This window comes from Nocardia sp. NPDC024068 (assembly GCF_040638875.1).
In the GTDB taxonomy this organism is placed as follows: domain Bacteria; phylum Actinomycetota; class Actinomycetes; order Mycobacteriales; family Mycobacteriaceae; genus Nocardia.
In genome coordinates, this window is the sequence record NZ_JBEZYU010000003.1 from 384,689 (window position 1) to 400,891 (window position 16,203).

Annotated in this window: 15 protein-coding genes; 10 read left to right on the forward strand and 5 right to left on the reverse strand. The window is 67.0% G+C overall.

What is annotated here, in order from left to right:
- Nucleotides 1-14: 14 nt before the first annotated feature.
- Nucleotides 15-800 (reverse strand): coniferyl-alcohol dehydrogenase, encoded by a 786-nt coding sequence (locus tag AB0F41_RS06850; protein ID WP_357421756.1) that lies wholly within the window; start codon nucleotides 798-800, stop codon nucleotides 15-17.
- Between the two features lie 156 nt (nucleotides 801-956).
- Here AB0F41_RS06850 and AB0F41_RS06855 point away from each other — a divergent pair, with 156 nt between their 5' ends.
- The gene (locus tag AB0F41_RS06855) at nucleotides 957-2,192 is read left to right on the forward strand and encodes a cytochrome P450 (protein WP_357421757.1); all 1,236 of its coding nucleotides are present in this window, start codon (nucleotides 957-959) and stop codon (nucleotides 2,190-2,192) included.
- Nucleotides 2,193-2,212: 20 nt separating this feature from the next.
- Here the strand turns inward: AB0F41_RS06855 and AB0F41_RS06860 are convergent, their stop codons facing one another.
- Nucleotides 2,213-3,031 carry an enoyl-CoA hydratase-related protein gene (locus AB0F41_RS06860; protein ID WP_357421759.1) on the reverse strand — a complete coding sequence of 273 codons (819 nt, stop codon included), beginning with the start codon at nucleotides 3,029-3,031 and terminating at the stop codon, nucleotides 2,213-2,215.
- A 579-nt stretch (nucleotides 3,032-3,610) separates the two neighbouring features.
- On the opposite strand from AB0F41_RS06860, the gene AB0F41_RS06865 reads away from it, so the two are divergent.
- The 6 genes from AB0F41_RS06865 to AB0F41_RS06890 all read left to right on the forward strand — a co-directional run bounded on the left by AB0F41_RS06865 (nucleotide 3,611) and on the right by AB0F41_RS06890 (nucleotide 10,241).
- Complete coding sequence (locus AB0F41_RS06865; RefSeq protein ID WP_357421760.1) at nucleotides 3,611-5,236, forward strand: AMP-binding protein; 1,626 nt, start codon at nucleotides 3,611-3,613, stop codon at nucleotides 5,234-5,236.
- Nucleotides 5,237-5,241: 5 nt separating this feature from the next.
- Nucleotides 5,242-6,075, forward strand: a complete 834-nt coding sequence (locus tag AB0F41_RS06870; RefSeq protein ID WP_357421761.1) for an amidohydrolase family protein — start codon at nucleotides 5,242-5,244, stop codon at nucleotides 6,073-6,075.
- Between the two features lie 27 nt (nucleotides 6,076-6,102).
- On the forward strand, nucleotides 6,103-7,149 hold the full coding sequence (locus AB0F41_RS06875; RefSeq protein WP_357421762.1) for an acyl-CoA dehydrogenase: 1,047 nt from the start codon (nucleotides 6,103-6,105) through the stop codon (nucleotides 7,147-7,149).
- A 14-nt stretch (nucleotides 7,150-7,163) separates the two neighbouring features.
- The gene (locus AB0F41_RS06880) at nucleotides 7,164-8,366 is read left to right on the forward strand and encodes an acyl-CoA dehydrogenase family protein (protein WP_357421763.1); all 1,203 of its coding nucleotides are present in this window, start codon (nucleotides 7,164-7,166) and stop codon (nucleotides 8,364-8,366) included.
- A 216-nt stretch (nucleotides 8,367-8,582) separates the two neighbouring features.
- On the forward strand, nucleotides 8,583-9,593 hold the full coding sequence (locus AB0F41_RS06885; protein ID WP_357421764.1) for a Rieske 2Fe-2S domain-containing protein: 1,011 nt from the start codon (nucleotides 8,583-8,585) through the stop codon (nucleotides 9,591-9,593).
- Nucleotides 9,594-9,620: 27 nt separating this feature from the next.
- On the forward strand, nucleotides 9,621-10,241 hold the full coding sequence (locus tag AB0F41_RS06890) for a cysteine hydrolase (RefSeq protein ID WP_357421766.1): 621 nt from the start codon (nucleotides 9,621-9,623) through the stop codon (nucleotides 10,239-10,241).
- Nucleotides 10,242-10,342: 101 nt separating this feature from the next.
- Here AB0F41_RS06890 and AB0F41_RS06895 read toward each other — a convergent pair whose 3' ends face one another.
- Both AB0F41_RS06895 and AB0F41_RS06900 read right to left on the reverse strand, forming a co-directional pair.
- Entirely contained in the window at nucleotides 10,343-10,645 is a 303-nt protein-coding gene (locus tag AB0F41_RS06895; RefSeq protein WP_357421767.1) for a hypothetical protein, read from the reverse strand.
- 70 nt (nucleotides 10,646-10,715) lie between these two features.
- Complete coding sequence (locus AB0F41_RS06900; protein ID WP_357421769.1) at nucleotides 10,716-11,936, reverse strand: CoA transferase; 1,221 nt, start codon at nucleotides 11,934-11,936, stop codon at nucleotides 10,716-10,718.
- A gap of 388 nt (nucleotides 11,937-12,324) precedes the next feature.
- Between AB0F41_RS06900 and AB0F41_RS06905 the strand changes: the two genes are divergently transcribed.
- The 3 genes from AB0F41_RS06905 (at nucleotide 12,325) to AB0F41_RS06915 (ending at nucleotide 15,196) form a co-directional block, all read left to right on the forward strand.
- Nucleotides 12,325-13,509: a thiolase family protein gene (locus AB0F41_RS06905; protein ID WP_357421771.1), complete on the forward strand. Its 1,185-nt coding sequence runs from the start codon at nucleotides 12,325-12,327 to the stop codon at nucleotides 13,507-13,509.
- Nucleotides 13,510-13,596: 87 nt separating this feature from the next.
- Nucleotides 13,597-14,358, forward strand: a complete 762-nt coding sequence (locus AB0F41_RS06910) for a crotonase/enoyl-CoA hydratase family protein (protein WP_357421772.1) — start codon at nucleotides 13,597-13,599, stop codon at nucleotides 14,356-14,358.
- 67 nt (nucleotides 14,359-14,425) lie between these two features.
- Entirely contained in the window at nucleotides 14,426-15,196 is a 771-nt protein-coding gene (locus AB0F41_RS06915; protein WP_357421773.1) for an SDR family NAD(P)-dependent oxidoreductase, read from the forward strand.
- Nucleotides 15,197-15,315: 119 nt separating this feature from the next.
- Here the strand turns inward: AB0F41_RS06915 and AB0F41_RS06920 are convergent, their stop codons facing one another.
- Complete coding sequence (locus AB0F41_RS06920) at nucleotides 15,316-16,110, reverse strand: TetR/AcrR family transcriptional regulator C-terminal domain-containing protein (protein WP_357421774.1); 795 nt, start codon at nucleotides 16,108-16,110, stop codon at nucleotides 15,316-15,318.
- Nucleotides 16,111-16,203: the final 93 nt, after the last annotated feature.

Consider the following 16,203-nt stretch of genomic DNA (forward strand, 5'->3'; position numbering starts at 1 on the left):
CCGGGGAAGTGGTTTCAGAGTCGTATCGGCGCACCCGCCGACATCGGCGCCACGAAACCGCCGTCTACATGGACGTCCTGACCGTTGATCCAGCGAGCCGCCGGTGAGGCCAGGAAGGCGATCACCGGCACGATATCGTCGACGCTCGCGTGCCGCCCCACCGTGGCCTTGACCATGTCGAGGACATCTTTGCCCATGCTGGTCTCGAAATCGGCGAGGATCGGGGTCTCCGTCGGCCCCGGGCTCACCGTGTTGATCCGGACGCCGTACTTCTGCAGGGCGGCCGGTGCCAGACGCTTGGCGTAGATGATCGAGGCCTGCTTCGAGGTGCTGTACACCGGGTAGTTCGGATCCTGGGTGTCCTGCCAGCGCCGGACCGTCTCGATATCGGTCGCGTCGAGCAGGCCCGAAAGGGCCTCGAGTCGCTGGTCCCAGCCGAGCGCCGCGACCGAGGCCACGGTCACGATCGAGCCGCCCTCCCGCAGGCGCGGGAGCATTCCTTCGGTCATCAGGCGCATGCCGAGATAGTTCACTGCGAGAACGTCGTACGCCGGAGCGGTGCCGGGTACGCCTGCGACGTAGGCCAGTACGTCCCAATCCGAGCCGATGCGCTTCAGGAGTTCGTCGATCGCCGCGGCATCACGCAGATCGCACTGTTCATGCCGGGAGGCCGGGGTATCGCCCGGGCGCAGGTCCACCGCGAGGATGAAATCGCCCGCTCGGTGGTAGTGCGCGGCGGTTGCCGCGCCGATTCCCGATCCGGCTCCGACGACCACGATCTTGCGTTGCTCAGGGGGCATGACTACCACCGCTCCATAGCCCGTAGGAGTTATAGAATGCTTGACAGTAAGCCTGACTATAAATCACTCTGGTGGGCGGCACAACGTGCCGGGCCGGCCCCCGGTCGCCGGGTCCGACCAGGATTGACACGAAGATACGGAACGGAAGAACCGCATATGAGCATGCCGATCGTCGACGATGCCGCGAAGGTACTTGCGGACCCGGCCGCCTACACCGATGAGGAGCGGTTGCACGGCGCGCTGAGTGCGCTGCGGGCGAATGCCCCGGTATCGCTGGTGGACGTACCGTCCTACAAACCGTTCTGGGCGATCACCAAACACGCCGATGTGATGGCCGTCGAGCGGGCCAACCGGGTGTTCACGAACTGGCCGCGGCCGGTACTGATGCCTGCCGCGTCGGACGAGATGCAGGCGGCGGTCGGCATCCGGACACTGATCCATATGGACGACCCGCAGCACCGGATCGTGCGTGCGATCGCCGCGGACTGGTTCGGCCCCAAGTCCATGCGCGCGATGGGGGAGCGGATCGACCAGCTCGCCGTGCGCTTCGTCGACCGGATGCGCGAGACGGGTGGTGAATGCGATTTCGTCCAGGAGGTCGCGGTCAACTACCCGCTGTACGTGATCATGTCGCTGCTCGGCGTCCCCGAATCCGATTTCCCCCTCATGCTGAAACTCACCCAAGAGCTGATCGGCAGCGACGACGACGAGTACAAGCGCACGATGTCGGAAACCGAGACGATGAACGCGCTGGCGGAGATGTTCGCCTATTTCAAGACCTTGACCGATTCGCGGCGGGAAAACCCCACCGATGATCTCGCGTCGGCAATCGCCAACGCGACGATCGACGGTGAACCACTGTCGGATATCGACACCATGTCCTACTACGCGATCATCGCCATCGCCGGGCACGACACCACCAGCGCCACGATCGCGGGCGGAATGCGCGCACTGATCGAAAATCCCGGGCAGCGCGCGGAACTGCGCGCCGACCTCGGTCTCATGCCGCAGGCCACCGAGGAGATGATCCGCTGGGTCACCCCGGTGAAAGCGTTCATGCGCACGGCGGCACAGGACACCACGGTCAACGGTGTACCGATCGCTGCGGGGGAATCGCTGCTGCTGTCCTACGTCTCGGCGAACCGGGACGAAGAGGTCTTCGACGACCCCTTCCGGTTCGATATCCACCGCGAACCCAACAAGCATGTGGCCTTCGGGTTCGGTGTCCACTTCTGTCTGGGTGCGGCCCTGGCCCGGATGGAGGTCGGGAAATTCTTCACCGAGCTGCTGCCGCGCCTGAAATCGGTCGAATCAACCAGTGCACCCGAACTGATCGCGACCACCTTCGTCGGCGGACTGAAGCATCTCCCGATCCGCTACTCACTGACCTGAGTCAGGCCGCCGCCGGATGGTCAGCGTCCCCGGAATTCCGGGTCCCGGCGCTCCCGGAACGCGGCCAGCCCCTCCTTGAAGTCCGCGGTGCGGCAGGCGAGTTCGAGGGTCAGCAGTTCGCGGGTCAGCGCCTGGGGCAGGCTCGCGTCCAGGTTGTCGTGGACGGCCTGTTTGCTCAGCCCCAGCGCGACGGTGGGTGCGGTGGCGAGCCGGTCCAGGAGTGCCGCGGTGCGGCGGTCGAGTTCGCCGGGTTCGGTGGCCTCGTGGATGAGCCCCCAGTCGGCGGCCTCGCTGCCGCCGACCTTTTCGCCGAGCAGCAGGATGCGTTTGGCGCGGGCGAGGCCCACGAGTCGGGGCAGCAGCCAGGTCGACCCGGTGTCGGGGCTGAATCCGCGGCTCAGGAACGGCTCCCAGAACACGGCGTCGGCCGCGGCGACGGTGAAATCGGCCGCCAAGGCGAGGTTGCAGCCCATCCCGGCCGCCCAGCCGCGCACCGTAGACACCACGGGCAGGTGGATGGTGTGGATGAGCTCGATCAGCCGATTGGCGGTATGGGGGATTCGGCGCACCAGGTCGCCGGTGCGGGGGCGGCGGCCGTCACTGTTGGTGGCCACCCAGTCGACCCCGGAGCAGAAATCGGCGCCGGCGCCCACGATATGCACCACCCGCAGGCTCTCGTCGGTCGCCGCCCGGGTGAGTGCGCCGATCAGCTCCGTGAGCATTCCCGGTGCCAATGCGTTACGACGCCCCGGCCGGTCGATGGTCAGCCGCAGTACCGGACCGTCCTGGTCGCGGTGGATTGTTCCACTCGAGGGTGGGGCCTGGGTGTTGTCGCTCACTGTTATCCCCGCATCTTCCTGGCCATCTGCTCGGTAACCGACTATACCGTTGAACATACCGTAAGCAATATCGGAGTTGGATCGGTGAATTGCTCCCACGGGGCGCGCGGCCGACTGTGGGGCGCTCGGGCGACTGTCGCTGCGGATCGGGCAGGTCAACTGCGTCCCGTCGGGTTCGAAGTCGCCGCCGGGGCGTGATAACGGTCCCGGCCGATCCGGCGGTGCCGGATCATCGGGTATCCGGTAAACCTTGCACCAAGTGATACCGATAGCTATACAGTAGACACGACTATCCAGTGTGCGACGGGTCGCGCGGCAGTGGAGGTGGCACGTGGACGAACCTGCCCACCTGCGGCCCCGATCAGGTCGTGGACCCGGTATCGGCGCCGACCGGCGGACCCGCTCACCGGCCGCCCGAGGTGCGGGACGAAACGAGAGGATCCGCGACGATTCGACACCTCTGCCGATGCTCCGGCCTCCGCCGCCCGCAGGTAATCGTTTCCGAGGAGGCACAGTGATCACTATCGACTCCGCCCGCGCACCCGCGCGCCGGTCGGTCTCCGAATCCGGAGGCCTCCGTTGACCGAATGGAGTATCGGGCCCGTATTCGACGCGGTCGCGGCGGCGGCCCCGGACCGCACCATGACCATCTGCGGTGACCGCCGGACAACCTTCGCCGACTCCGCCCTGCTGACCCGCCGGTTCGCCGCCTTCCTGGCGGCCCGCGGACTCGGCGCCCGCACCCCCCGCGACCGGCTGCAGCGCTGGGAATGTGGCCAGGACCGGGTCGCGCTCATCATGCGCAACGACCGGTACCTCGACGTGATGATCGGCTGTATCAAGGCACGCACGGTGCCGGTGAACATCAATTATCACTACACCGCGCACGAGATAGCCGACCTGCTCGCCTATATCCGGCCGAGCGCCGTCGTCTACCACCGCGCGTTCGGCGACGTGGTCGCCGCCGCCGCGCCCGAGAGCGTGGAACTGCTCGTCTCGGTGGACGACGGCAGCGACGCCGCCGAGCAACCGGGCGCGGTGCGGTTCGAGGAGTCGGTGGCCTCCGGTGCCGCCGATCGGGTGATCGAGACGTCACCGGACGACGTGGTGATGCTGTGCACCGGCGGAACCACCGGGCGCCCGAAGGGCGTGCTGTGGCGGCAGAGCGATATGTACGTGTCCTCGATGAACGGCGCCGATCACGAATCGTTGGAACCACTGCGGCAACTCGTCGCGGCGACCGGATACGTATGGTTCGCGGTTTCACCGTTGTCGCATGCCGCCGGTATCTGGACCTCGTTCGCGGGGCTGCTGGCCGGTCAGACGATTCTGCTCTACGACGACCGGGCGAAATTCGACGCCCGGACCGCGCTGGCGGCCGCGGAACGCGAGCGGGCCGCGCTGATGACCATTGTCGGCGACGCCTACGCCGGACCGCTGGTTCGTGCACTGCGAACGCGGCGTTACGATCTCACCTCGCTCATGGCCATCGGGACGGGCGGGGCCGCGACGAACCCGGTCCATCGGCACGAGCTGCTCGAATTGCTTCCACATGCCACGGTCGTCGAGGGATACGGTTCCTCGGAGACCGGCGGTATGGGGTACGGCCGCAGTAGTAAAGGCGCGGAGGTGGACACCTTCGCCCCGATGCCGGGCGGAACCGCGGTCTCCCAGGACCGCAGCCGCTTCCTGGAACCCGGCGACACCGAGGTCGGGTGGGCGGCGCGCACCGGCCGCGTGCCGCTCGGGTACTTCGACGACCCGGACGCGACGATGCGCACCTTCCCGGTGATCGACGGGCGGCGCCTGGCGATCCCCGGCGACCGGGCCACGGTCGCCGCCGACGGGAGCCTGCGCCTGCTGGGCCGGGATTCGCTGGTGGTCAACACCGGCGGCGAGAAGGTTTTCGTCGAAGAGGTCGAACAGGTACTGCGGGCCCAGGCCGGTGTGCACGACGCACTGGTTGTCGGGCGGCAGAGCCCGCACTGGGGGCAGGAAGTCGTGGCGCTGGTCTGCGCGACCGACGGCTCGGAGGTCACCGAGGCCGCCGTGCGGGAAGCCTGCAGGCGGCGCCTGGCCGGATTCAAAGTGCCCAAGGAAATCATCTTCGTCGCCGAGATCAGAAGGCTCGGCAACGGTAAACCGGATTACCGCTGGGCGGCGCACCGCGTGACCGTGCGGGTCACGGCAGAAAACGAGGTCTGAAGAAGATGCGCAAGGTCATCGACTGCCTGGTCAATGTGCATTTCGGCGAGCAGGAGCAGCCGGCGTGGATGCTGAAGGTCCGCGACGACTACTTCAAGGGCCCGAAATCCCTGTACGAGCAGGTGGAACTCGGTGCGCTGCTGGACGAGATGGACGAACAGGGCGTCGAGAAAGCCGTCCTGATGTATTCGATGAAGAAGCCGTCGGCCACCGCGCTGAAATTCGTCGAAGCGCACCCGGAACGGTTCGCCCTCGCGCTCAACGGTGTGGATCTGCTGCACCCGGTGTCCTCGTTGCGGGAACTCGAGGTACTGGTGCAAGATCTCCCGGTCGCCTACACCACCATGGGTCCCAGTTTCTGGGGTGACGGGCAGTATCCGCCGACCGACGCGGTCTATTATCCGCTGTACTACAAATGCGCCGAAATGGGCCTGCCGCTGTGTATGAACACGGGACTGCCCGGTCCGCCGATTCCCGGTGAAGTACAGAACCCGATCTACCTCGATCGTGTCTGCTATCGCTTTCCGGAACTGCGCCTGTGCATGATCCACGGTGCCGACCCCTGGTGGGACGTCGCTATCCGGCTGCTCATGAAATACCGGAACCTGCGGCTGATGACCTCGGCCTGGTCGCCGAAACGCCTGCCCGGCAACCTGCTCCATTTCATGTGCACCCGGGGCAAGGACAAGGTGATCTACGGTTCCGACTGGCCGGTGCTCACCATGCGCCGGGTGGTGCCCGAAGCCGCGGCCCTCGATCTTCCCGGCGACGTCCTCGAGAACTACCTCTACCAGAACGCGCAGGACTTCTTTTTCGGCGACCGAGCAGCCGACGACTGAGTCCCGCGATATCAAGGAGCACGCAGAATGGATCGCTACGAATTGCGCCGGCAGGACTACAGCCTTTCCGGGGACCAGTCCGAATTGCAGGCCGCCTATGCGAAATTCTTCAGAACCCGCTGCCCGCTGGAGGTCGTCCGGTCCGCCGAACCGACAGGTTTCGACAAGTTCCTGTGGGAGCAGTTGTGCGGTACCGGTGCGACCACCATGGCGTTGCCCGAATCCGCAGGCGGCGACGGTGCGACGCTGGTCGATCTGACCCTGGTCGCCGAGGAGCTCGGCCGTGTCGTCGCCCCGGTACCGTGGATCGACCATGTCTGTGCGTCCCGGTTGCTGGCGCGGTTGGGCGCGCTGGACACCGACGGTGACTCCGCGGTGGTCGAGGGGCGGCGGCTGGTCGGGCTCGAATCGCGGATCGGGACGGCCCCCGGCGTCCGGCTGGTACCGGCCGGGGCGATCGCCGACCAGATCGTGATCCGGGAAGGCGACGAGATCGTGCGCCTGGGTTTCGATACCCGCCCGGCCCTGGCCGACAATATCGGCCGACTGCCGATGGCATGGATCGATCCGGCGGCGGCCGACCGGCGGACCGTCCTGGCCTCCGGCGCCGAGGCGGTCGCCCACCACGACCGGGCACTCGACGAATGGCGGGTGCTGACGGCAGCTGCCCTGGTGGGGCTTGTCGAGGAAACACTGCGTATCGCCGCGGAATTCGCGACCACTCGTTACACGATGGGGGTCCCGATCTCCACGCTGCAGGGGATTTCGCATCCGCTGGCCAATATCGCCATCACCGTGGAGGCGGCGCGCAATCTGGCCCGGCGCGCGGCCTGGTTCCTCGAATTCGAGCCCGATGTCCAACCGGCTCTCCCGGCGGCGGCATTCGTGTACATGGCGGAAGAGGCACCCCGGGCCGCCACCATGGCGGTCCATGTCCAGGGCGGACTCGGTGTCGCCGCGGAGTCGGCGGCCAGTGCCTACCTGCTCCGCGCGAAGGGATGGCCGCTGGCCGCGGGCGATGCCGCCGCCAGCGCGGTGCGCGCCGCCGAACTGTTCGCCGCGGCCCAGAGCTAGAACGGAGTACATCGATGGATTTTTCACTGGTCGAACTGTCCGATGCGGACCAGGCCTTTCAGGATCGCGCCCGGGCGTTTCTCGACATCCATGTCACCGACGAGGTCCGGCGCCGGGATCGCGAAACCGGCGACAACTTCGACGAAGGCGTGCACCTGGCGATGGGTGCGGAGGGCTGGCTGGCCGGGGAACTGAACAGGCCGGACGAGGGTGGGCTGAACCGGCTGCACCGCCGGATCTGGGACCTGGAGAAGCGGCGGGCCCGCACCCCGTGGGTGACCTGGGGCACCACCGCGATCGTGGTTGCTTCGGTACGGGATCACGGCTCGCCGGAACTGAAGGAAGAAGTACTGCCCGGGATCGCCGCCGGCGAGGTGCGATTGTGCCTGGGCTACACCGAACCCGAGGGCGGCTCCGATGTCGCGACCTGTAAGACGCGTGCGGTGCGCGACGGCGATCAGTGGGTGATCAACGGTTCGAAGATGTTCACCACCGGCGCGCACAACTGCCAGTACGTCTTCCTGATCACCAATACCGATCCGGAAGCCCGGAAACACAAGAGCCTCACCATGTTCCTCGTGCCGCTCGACACCCCCGGTATCGAGATCCAGGGCATCCGCACCGTCGACGGTGACCGCACCAATATCGTCTACTACAGCGATGTCCGGGTCGACGACAAATACCGGCTGGGCGAGGTGAACGACGGCTGGTCGGTGCTGATGGGTCCGCTCAACACCGAGCACGGTGTCGTCGACGCCGCGGGCGACGGCCTGCAGGATGTATCGATCATGACCCACCAGGGCGCCACGATGGCTGTGGCGGTCGACAGGCTCGCCGCAGCGGCGGCGCAACCGCGTCCGGACGGCAGCCGGCTGCTCGACGACACCTCCGTGGCGTACCGGCTCGGACGCAGCGTCGCCCGGATGGAGGCGGCGCTGGCCGCGCCGCATATGTTCGGCCGGGTCGCCATCGCGCAGGCGATGCGTGATATCGCGCCGGATCTGATGGACCTGCTGGGTCCGGCGGCGGCGCTGCCGGTGGAGACCGAGGGCGCCGCCGACGACGGGGGAGCGGAATACCTGTACCGCTGGGCTCCGCTGTGCGGTATCTACGGCGGGACGCTCGAAGTCTTCCGCAACATGATCGCCCAGCATGTGCTCGGACTGGGCCGGCCCAACTACTCCCCGCCGGCCAAGCCGAAGACCACGGCGGTCTGACCGGTTCGGCGGGAACCTACGGATGGCAACCGCGTCGCAGACCGCGGGTCGGTCCGTGCCGCCCGGGACTTCCTCGACGGTCTCGAACGACGCAACGCCACCTCTGCGGTGGTGCACGTGGACGGTTCGAACCCCTGGGCCGCCAGGGAGTTCATCGACGGCTTCGGTGCGGCATGCGTTCAACGGTAGGTATCTCGTAGACATCGGAGGTGTCACGTGAAGGTCCCCTTCACCTGGAAGGTCACCGGCTGGTTCATGGTCGGCTGGTCGGCCGAGTTCCCCCTGGGCGAGGCGCGGCCCCTGCGCTACTTCGGTGCGGATCTGGTCGCCTATCGCGACGAAGCCGGCGAGCTGCATATCCTCACCGGCCACTGCCGCCATCTCGGCGCGCATATCGGTCACGGCGGCAAGGTGGTCGGCGACTGCGTCGAATGCCCGTTCCACGGCTGGCGGTGGGGCCCGGACGGGCGCAACCGCAAGATACCCGGTGAGGACCGGGTCAACCGCGGCCTGCGGTTGCGGGTGTATCCGGTGAACGAGCAGAACGGCTGCGTGTTCATGTGGCACCATCCAGACGGGAAGGAACCGCAGTGGGAGATGCCGGATATCCTCCGGATGTTCCCCGAACTCGGCAGCGGCCCGGACGGCTACTACCGCCCCTACCCGGAATTCTCCCGCAAGACCGAGCAGGAGCCGGTACATCCGCAGGTCGTATTGGAGAACGGCCCGGACAGCCTGCACTTCGAATACGTCCACGGCGCCACCGTGACCCCGCGGATGCTGGACTACAGCGCCGAGGGGCACACCTGGTCGTTTCTCACCGGCTGGCCCGATGCCCGCAGCGACGACCCGGACGAGATGGCGCTGAAGATCCACGCTCGGATGTTCGGCCTCGGTGGCTCCATCAGCGCCTTCGAGGGGTCCTCCAACCACCGGCTCATCTTCGCCACGACACCCGTCGACGACGAGTGCTCGGACCTGTTCTATTCGATCTGGTGGCCCAGGAAACCCGGCGACGAGTCCGACGTTGCGCCACCCGAGGTCCGGGAGCGGGTGGAGCGGCAGTTCCTGGTCACGGTGTGGGAGGATCTGAGCATCTGGCGGTACCAGAAATACGTCGAACACCCCCCGCTTTCACCGAAGGATGCGAAACCGTATCTGTCGCTGCGCAAGTGGGCGAAGCAGTTCTACGATGTTCCGCCCGCGGAAGCGGGGACCCCGGTATGAATCCGGCTCGCGGCCGAGGAGCCGGCCTTGGGTAGGCGGGCGCTGAGCGATCTCGCCGACCCGGCGCGCACCGCACTGGTCACCCAGGAATGCCAGGGCGCGGTGGTGGGGCCCGGCGCGGGCCTGGCCGCGCTCGCCGACGAGGCGCGACGAGAGGCACTGCCCAATATCGGCGCGCTGCTGCACGCAGCCCGAGCCGCGGGCGTCCACGTGGTGCACTGCCTGGTCACGCGCCGGGCCGACAACCTGGGGTCGAACCACAACGCGAAACTCTTCGCGCTCGGGCGCCGCGGAGTCGCGGTCACCCCGGGCAGTCCGGGGGCGCGGTTACTCCCCGAATTCGGGCCCGAGCCGGCCGATCTGGTACTGACCCGCGGCCACGGGCTGGGCCCCATGAGTGGTACCGATCTCGACCCGGTCCTGCGCAATCTCGGGGTATCGACGATTGTCGCCGTGGGGGTCTCACTGAACGTGGCCATACCCAATCTCGTCATGGACGCGGTGAACGCGGCCTACACGGTGGTCCTGCCCCGTGACGCCGTGGCCGGAGTCCCGGCCGAATACGGCGCGGCGATGATCGACAACACCCTGTCGCTGCTGGCGACGGTCACCACGACCCGGGAGTTGCTCGAGATATGGAAGGCGTGACGGCCCCGCGGACCCGGACCCGGTGACCCGCCGGGCCGGCCGCCTTCCGCGCCGGCCTGCCGGTGGATTCACACTGCGGCCGGACCGTGGGCCGCGATCGGTCAGTCGCTCGCGGGAAGCGGTTTCGCGTTCTTGACTCCGAGAGGAGCCCCGTCCACGGCGAGTGTGCCGGCCCCACCCCGGGTGACGAGTATTTCGGCGCCACTGTCGTGGACATACCTCTTGCCGAGTGTGGCGCCGGCCGCGAAGCCGGGATCGAGTACCGCGCCGGCGGATTTCTCGTCGCCGAGCGCGACCATGGGCGCGCCGCCGCAGCACAACCCGGCCAGCGCGTCGGTGGCGCGGATGACGATCACCTGGGTATCGCAGACCTGACTCTCCAAACGGCTGCCGCTCTTCATCACGGTAACTCCTCGCTGTTCGGCTGCACCGGGGTGAGCTCGTCGACGGGTACGCGCCGCAGCACCTTTCCGGTCACAGAATGGCTCCCGCGTCCTTGGCGGTGATGATCTCGTCCCAGTCCATACCGAGTTCCAGCAGGATGGTTTCGGTGTGCTCGCCGTAGGCCGGTGCTCTGGTCGCCGGGGGTGGAGTTTCGTCGAACTGCACCGGTGCCGCGACGGTCCGGTAGGTGTTTCCGGCATCGTCGTCGAGCGACATCAGGTAGCCGTTGGCCGCGACCTGGACGTCGTCCAGGACTTCCCGCGGGCTGGCGATCGTGGACCAGACCCCGGGTTCGTCGGCGAGCACCTGCTGCCATTCGGCCAGGTCACGCTCGGCGAAGATCTTGCGGAGTTCGACGGTGGCGGCCTCCTGGTTCAGTACCAGGTTCGCCAGCGGTACGAATCGTTCGTCGGTGCCGAGATCGGGTCGGCCGATTCGTTCGCAGAATCCCTTCCAGTAGCGGTCGGTCTGCAGGAACATCAGCTGGACCCAGCGATCGTCGCGAGTGCGGTACCGGTTCACCGCGGGGTTGAGGGCCGAACCCGCCGGACCGGCGGGGATCCGATCGATTCCGTAGTAGTCCGCGGCCGAGATATCCGGGGCCACGGCCCACATGCCCTGGGCGAGTAGCGAACTGTCCACGATCGAGGCGTGCCCGGTGCGTTCGCGGTGGAACAGCGCGGCCGTAACGCCGCCGGCCAGGGTGATACCCCCTTGGAGATCGCCGAAAGCCGGTCCCTGGGCCACCGGGAACTCGGTGGCAGGCGGGCTCAGCGCGTAGGCGACGCCGGCGCGGGCGAGGTAGCTGGCTCCGTCGAATCCGCCTCGATCCTTTTCCGGGCCGCGGCTGCCGTGGCCGCTGCCCCGGGCGATGATCAGGGCCGGATTCACCGCGCGCAGGCCCTCCACCGTGAGACCTGCGCGTTCGAGCGGGCCCGGCAGCCAGTTGGTGAGGAAGACATCGGCCTGCGCGAGCAGCTTCGCCAGGATCTCCCGGCCGCGCTCGGATTTGATGTCCACGCCGATACTGCGCTTGCCGTGATTGCCGACCTCCATCATGAAACTGGCTTGCACCGGACAATCGTCGACGGTCAGCCCGCCGACGACCAGATTCCGGCACGGGTCGCCACCACGGGTGTCCTCGATCTTGATCACATCGGCACCCCAGTCCGCCAACGCGGCACCCGCACTGGGCACATAGGTCCACGAGGCCAGTTCGACCACCCTGACGCCGTTGAGCAGGCCAGTCATCGGTGCTCCCTTCCTGAACGATCAGCTGTCTTGAAGTATTATACGGTAATGATTACAGTTGAGTATCCAGGACGAGATCCCGAGATGAAGTGGGGCGCCGTGCGGAGGTCGCCTCGGTGCCCGCCTCGACCTGCCGGGGGGCCGATGAGCGAGCCAACGGCCCGTATCTGCCCGCATCGGCGCTCCGGGGCGCGACGGCCGATCGGGTCTCCTGGGTGGCGGATGCGGCGCGCTATGCGGCGCCGTCGGCGGTGACGGGCCGGTAGTCGACCGGCGGATCCGGCGCGCAGCCATTCCGGATGGCAATACTGTATGTAATACTGTTGAAAAAAATTGTACGGTGCAAGCCGCTACACCCCGAGTGTGGCTCGAGCAGAGGTTGAGAGATATGGCCGAACCCGTCATCGTCGGTGCCGTCAGAACAGCGATCGGGCGATCGTTCAAGGGCGCGCTGGCGAATGTGCCGACCGAGACCCTCGCGACCACCGTGCTGCCGGAGGTGGTCCGCCGAGCCGGCCTCGAGCCGGGCGCGGTCGACGACGTGGTGTTTGCCGAATTGAACTACGGCGGTGGTGATCTGGCGCGGCACGCCGCGGTGGCCTGCGGGATGGAAACCGTGCCGGGCCAGGCGGTCAACCGGCACTGCGCGGGCAGTCTCACCGCGATCGCCAACGCCTCCGCGCATATCCGCTCCGATATGGAGCGGGTGCTCGTCGCCGGTGGAGTGCAGTCGCTGTCCACGGCACCGCTGATGAAATGGCGCGTACCGGATTCGGGGCCGGAGACGAAGTTCATCGAACCCTGGATCCCGCCGTCGCATCCGGAGACTCCCGACGCCCCGACCATGGATATGTCGGTCACAGTGGGCTGGAACACCGCGAAGGCGGTGGGCATCACCCGGGCGGAGATGGACGCGTGGGCGCTGCGGTCGCACCAGCGGGCCTGTGACGCCATCGAGGCCGGAAAGTTCCTGGACGAGATCGTGCCGCTGAAGGTGACCCGGGCCGACGGTACGGTGATCGACTTCGCGGTGGACGAACATCCGCGTCGCGACACCACCCTGGAGCGTCTCGCCGCCCTGCCGGTGCTGCATCCCGAGATCGACGGTTTCTCGATCACCGCCGGAAACAGCAGCGGGATCAACGATGCCGCGGCCGCGGTGGCGCTGGTCGGCGACGATTACGCCGCCGCGGAAGGACTCGAGGTGATGGGTACCGTCCGTGCCTGGGCCAATGCGGCTGTGGCGCCCAGGGATACCGGCCTGGGCGCGGTGAAGGTCATCGGCAAAGTGCTGGAGCGGGCAGGTCTGGGCGCGGCGGATGTGGCGCTGTGGGAAATCAACGAAGCGTTCGCGTCGGTGCCGATCGCCGCCTGCCGGGAATACGGACTCGACGAGGAGCGGGTGAACTTCTCCGGCAGTGGATGCAGTCTGGGCCATCCGATCTCGGCCAGCGGCGCACGCATGGTGACCACGCTGATCTACGAGTTGCGCCGCCGCGGTGGTGGTGGTATCGGCGTCGCCGCGATGTGCGCGGGTGGTGGTATGGGCGGTGCCCTGGTGATCGAGGTCTGATACCGCCGGTACGGCAGCGCCGGATGCCCCGCGCACCCGGACACAACACAATCCCCTGTTCAACACATGACGAGTAGTAGGTGACTGGTGCCGGACGAAGTTCTGGTGGAGCGCCGTGGGCGCACGCTGGTGATCACGATCAATCGACCGGATGCGCGCAACGCCGCCAACCTGGCGGTGAGCCGCGGCCTGGCCGATGCGATGGATGAACTCGACGACAGCCCCGAACTGTCGGTCGCTGTCCTCACCGGCAGTGGTGGGAATTTCTGTGCCGGTATGGATCTGAAGGCATTCGCGGCCGGTGAATATCCCTATATCCCGGGCCGGGGGATGGGTTTCACCGAACGGCCGCCGCGCAAGCCGATCATCTCGGCGGTCGAGGGCTTCGCCCTGGCCGGCGGCACCGAACTGGTCCTGGCCACGGACCTGGTGGTCGCGTCGCGGACCGCGCAGTTCGGCATTCCGGAAGTCAAGCGCGGCCTGGTGGCCGCGGGCGGCGGACTGCTGCGCCTGCAGCAGCGGATCCCGTATCAGAAGGCACTCGAACTCGCGCTCACCGGTGAGAACTTCACCGCCGAACAGGGCGCGGCGCTGGGTTTCGTGAATGTGCTCGCCGAACCCGGCGACGCGCTGGCCGAAGCTCTGCGGTTGGCCGACCGGATCACCGCCAACGGCCCGCTGGCGGTCGCGGTGACCAAGGAGATTCTCGTCAGGTCCCGGTACTGGGGCGAGGACGAGATGTGGCAGAAGCAGATGGAGCTCATCGGACCGGTATTCGGTTCGAAGGACGCGCAGGAGGGCGCCCAGGCGTTCGCGGAGAAGAGAGCTCCCGAATGGACCGGCTCCTGACCGGTGCGTTCATCCGTCCGATGCGCCGGATCCCGATCTGTCGATCATGAAGAGTGAGGAGAACTCCGTGTCTTTCGAGGGAGAAGTCGTCCTGGTCACCGGTGGTGCCGGCGGACTCGGTGCCGCCACCGTGCGCCGGTTGCACGGTGCCGGAGCCGCCGTCGTCATCGCCGACGTCGCCGACGAGAAGGCGCAGGAACTGGCCGACGAGCTCGGCAACAAAGCGGTCTATGTCCGGACCGATGTGCTCGATGAGGATGCGGTGAATGCGGCGCTGGACGCCGCGGCGAAGCTGGGCGAATTGCGGTACTCGGTGATCGCGCACGGCGGCTTCGGGGTGCTGGAGAAGGTGGTGAACCGTGACGGCAGCCCGCACACGCTGAAGGGTTTCACCGATACCATCGGGCTCTATCTCACCGGAACATACAACGTCCTGCGGCTGGCCGCGGCGCGGATGGCGCAGCTCGAGCCGAAACCCAGCGGTGAACGCGGCGCGATAGTGATGACGAGTTCGATCGCCGGGTACGAGGGCCAGATCGGGCAGTCGGCATACTCGGCGGCCAAAGGCGGAGTGATCGCCTTGACCCTTACCGGCGCCCGCGATCTGAGCTCGGTCGGGGTCCGGCTCAACAGCATCGCCCCCGGCACCATGCTGACACCGATCATGGAGCTCATCGGGGAGGAAGGCCTGGCGAAATTCGCCTCGACCGTGCCGTTTCCGAAACGACTGGGTACGCCGGACGAATACGCGAATCTCGCCCAGCACCTGCTGGAGAACCCCTACATGAACGGCGAAGTCGTGCGGATCGACGGTGCGCAGCGTTTCCAGCCCCGTTAGCCCCGCCCGGCCGGCGCCCCCGGCTTCGGCGCGGATCTCATACCGTTGTGAATGCGGGGCCGGTGATCAGCTCTGGGCTCGGGGAAACGGCAACGGGTGTCGAGTTGCCGGGTGGTGCGTTATTTGGCCGCCGCGCGAGTACGGGGCTTGCTGGCTTTCGTGGCCGTCGACCGGGTCGACCGCCGCGCCGGGGCGGGCTTCGCATCCTTCGGCCCGGCGCCCGGGAGCAACCGGGAAGAATGGTCGAGGATGGAATCCAGCCCGTGCTCGAAGTTCCGGTCGTCGGGCGCGCCCGAGTGGTAGCCCTTGGCGGCGGCCTGCGCCAGCAGGGGCGTGGTCTCCGGGTCGATGATCACGTTCTCGTAATACGCCGTGGACTCGGGGCTGAGTTCGCGGTTCTTATCCGAAAGACGTTGTAGTACAACGAAACCGTGCACGTGCAATTGGACTCGGGAATACGTCTCGACGGCGTCCTCCAGGGAGAACCCCGCCTCGACGAGGCTGGCGATGACACGTTCCGTCTGCTGTCCGCCGAGTCGCGCCGCTTTTTCGCTGAGGGCCGACCTGATGAGGATCAGATCGCACAGGATGGGATTGCCGAGGAAGGTCTGTCGCATTGTCTGTGCGTGTTTGCGCAGCGTTTCGCGCCAGTCCTCGGCCTCGATGAAGGGTGTCTCGAACGCGTACTGCCGCAGCGCCCGGTCCGTCATGGCGTTGAGTAGCTCTTCCTTCTTGCGGAAGTACCAATAGATACTCGTGACGCCGACACCCAGATGCTTGCCCAGCAACGGCATGCTCAGGTTGTCGATCGAGATCTCTTCGGCGAGTTCGAACGCGCCCGCGACGATATCGTCGGGGTTGAGAGAGCCGCGTTCGCGTCTCGGGCGCTTCGTCGCGGTTCCCTGCTTCGCCATCTCGATCCCACTTTCTCGCTCGTGATGCCGGCAAGGCGTACCGCAGGTCCTGCCCGGACTATCCGGCCATAGAGCCTCCGCAGCGCGCATCTT

Excerpts from the sequence above, each read along its gene's own strand:
- AB0F41_RS06850 (WP_357421756.1), bottom strand. The coding sequence starts at position 800 with ATGCCCCCTGAGCAACGCAAGATCGTGGTCGTCGGAGCCGGATCGGGA.
- AB0F41_RS06855 (WP_357421757.1), top strand. The coding sequence starts at position 957 with ATGAGCATGCCGATCGTCGACGATGCCGCGAAGGTACTTGCGGACCCG.
- AB0F41_RS06870 (WP_357421761.1), top strand. The coding sequence starts at position 5,242 with ATGCGCAAGGTCATCGACTGCCTGGTCAATGTGCATTTCGGCGAGCAG.
- AB0F41_RS06875 (WP_357421762.1), top strand. The coding sequence starts at position 6,103 with ATGGATCGCTACGAATTGCGCCGGCAGGACTACAGCCTTTCCGGGGAC.
- AB0F41_RS06880 (WP_357421763.1), top strand. The coding sequence starts at position 7,164 with ATGGATTTTTCACTGGTCGAACTGTCCGATGCGGACCAGGCCTTTCAG.
- AB0F41_RS06900 (WP_357421769.1), bottom strand. The coding sequence starts at position 11,936 with ATGACTGGCCTGCTCAACGGCGTCAGGGTGGTCGAACTGGCCTCGTGG.
- AB0F41_RS06905 (WP_357421771.1), top strand. The coding sequence starts at position 12,325 with ATGGCCGAACCCGTCATCGTCGGTGCCGTCAGAACAGCGATCGGGCGA.
- AB0F41_RS06920 (WP_357421774.1), bottom strand. The coding sequence starts at position 16,110 with ATGGCGAAGCAGGGAACCGCGACGAAGCGCCCGAGACGCGAACGCGGC.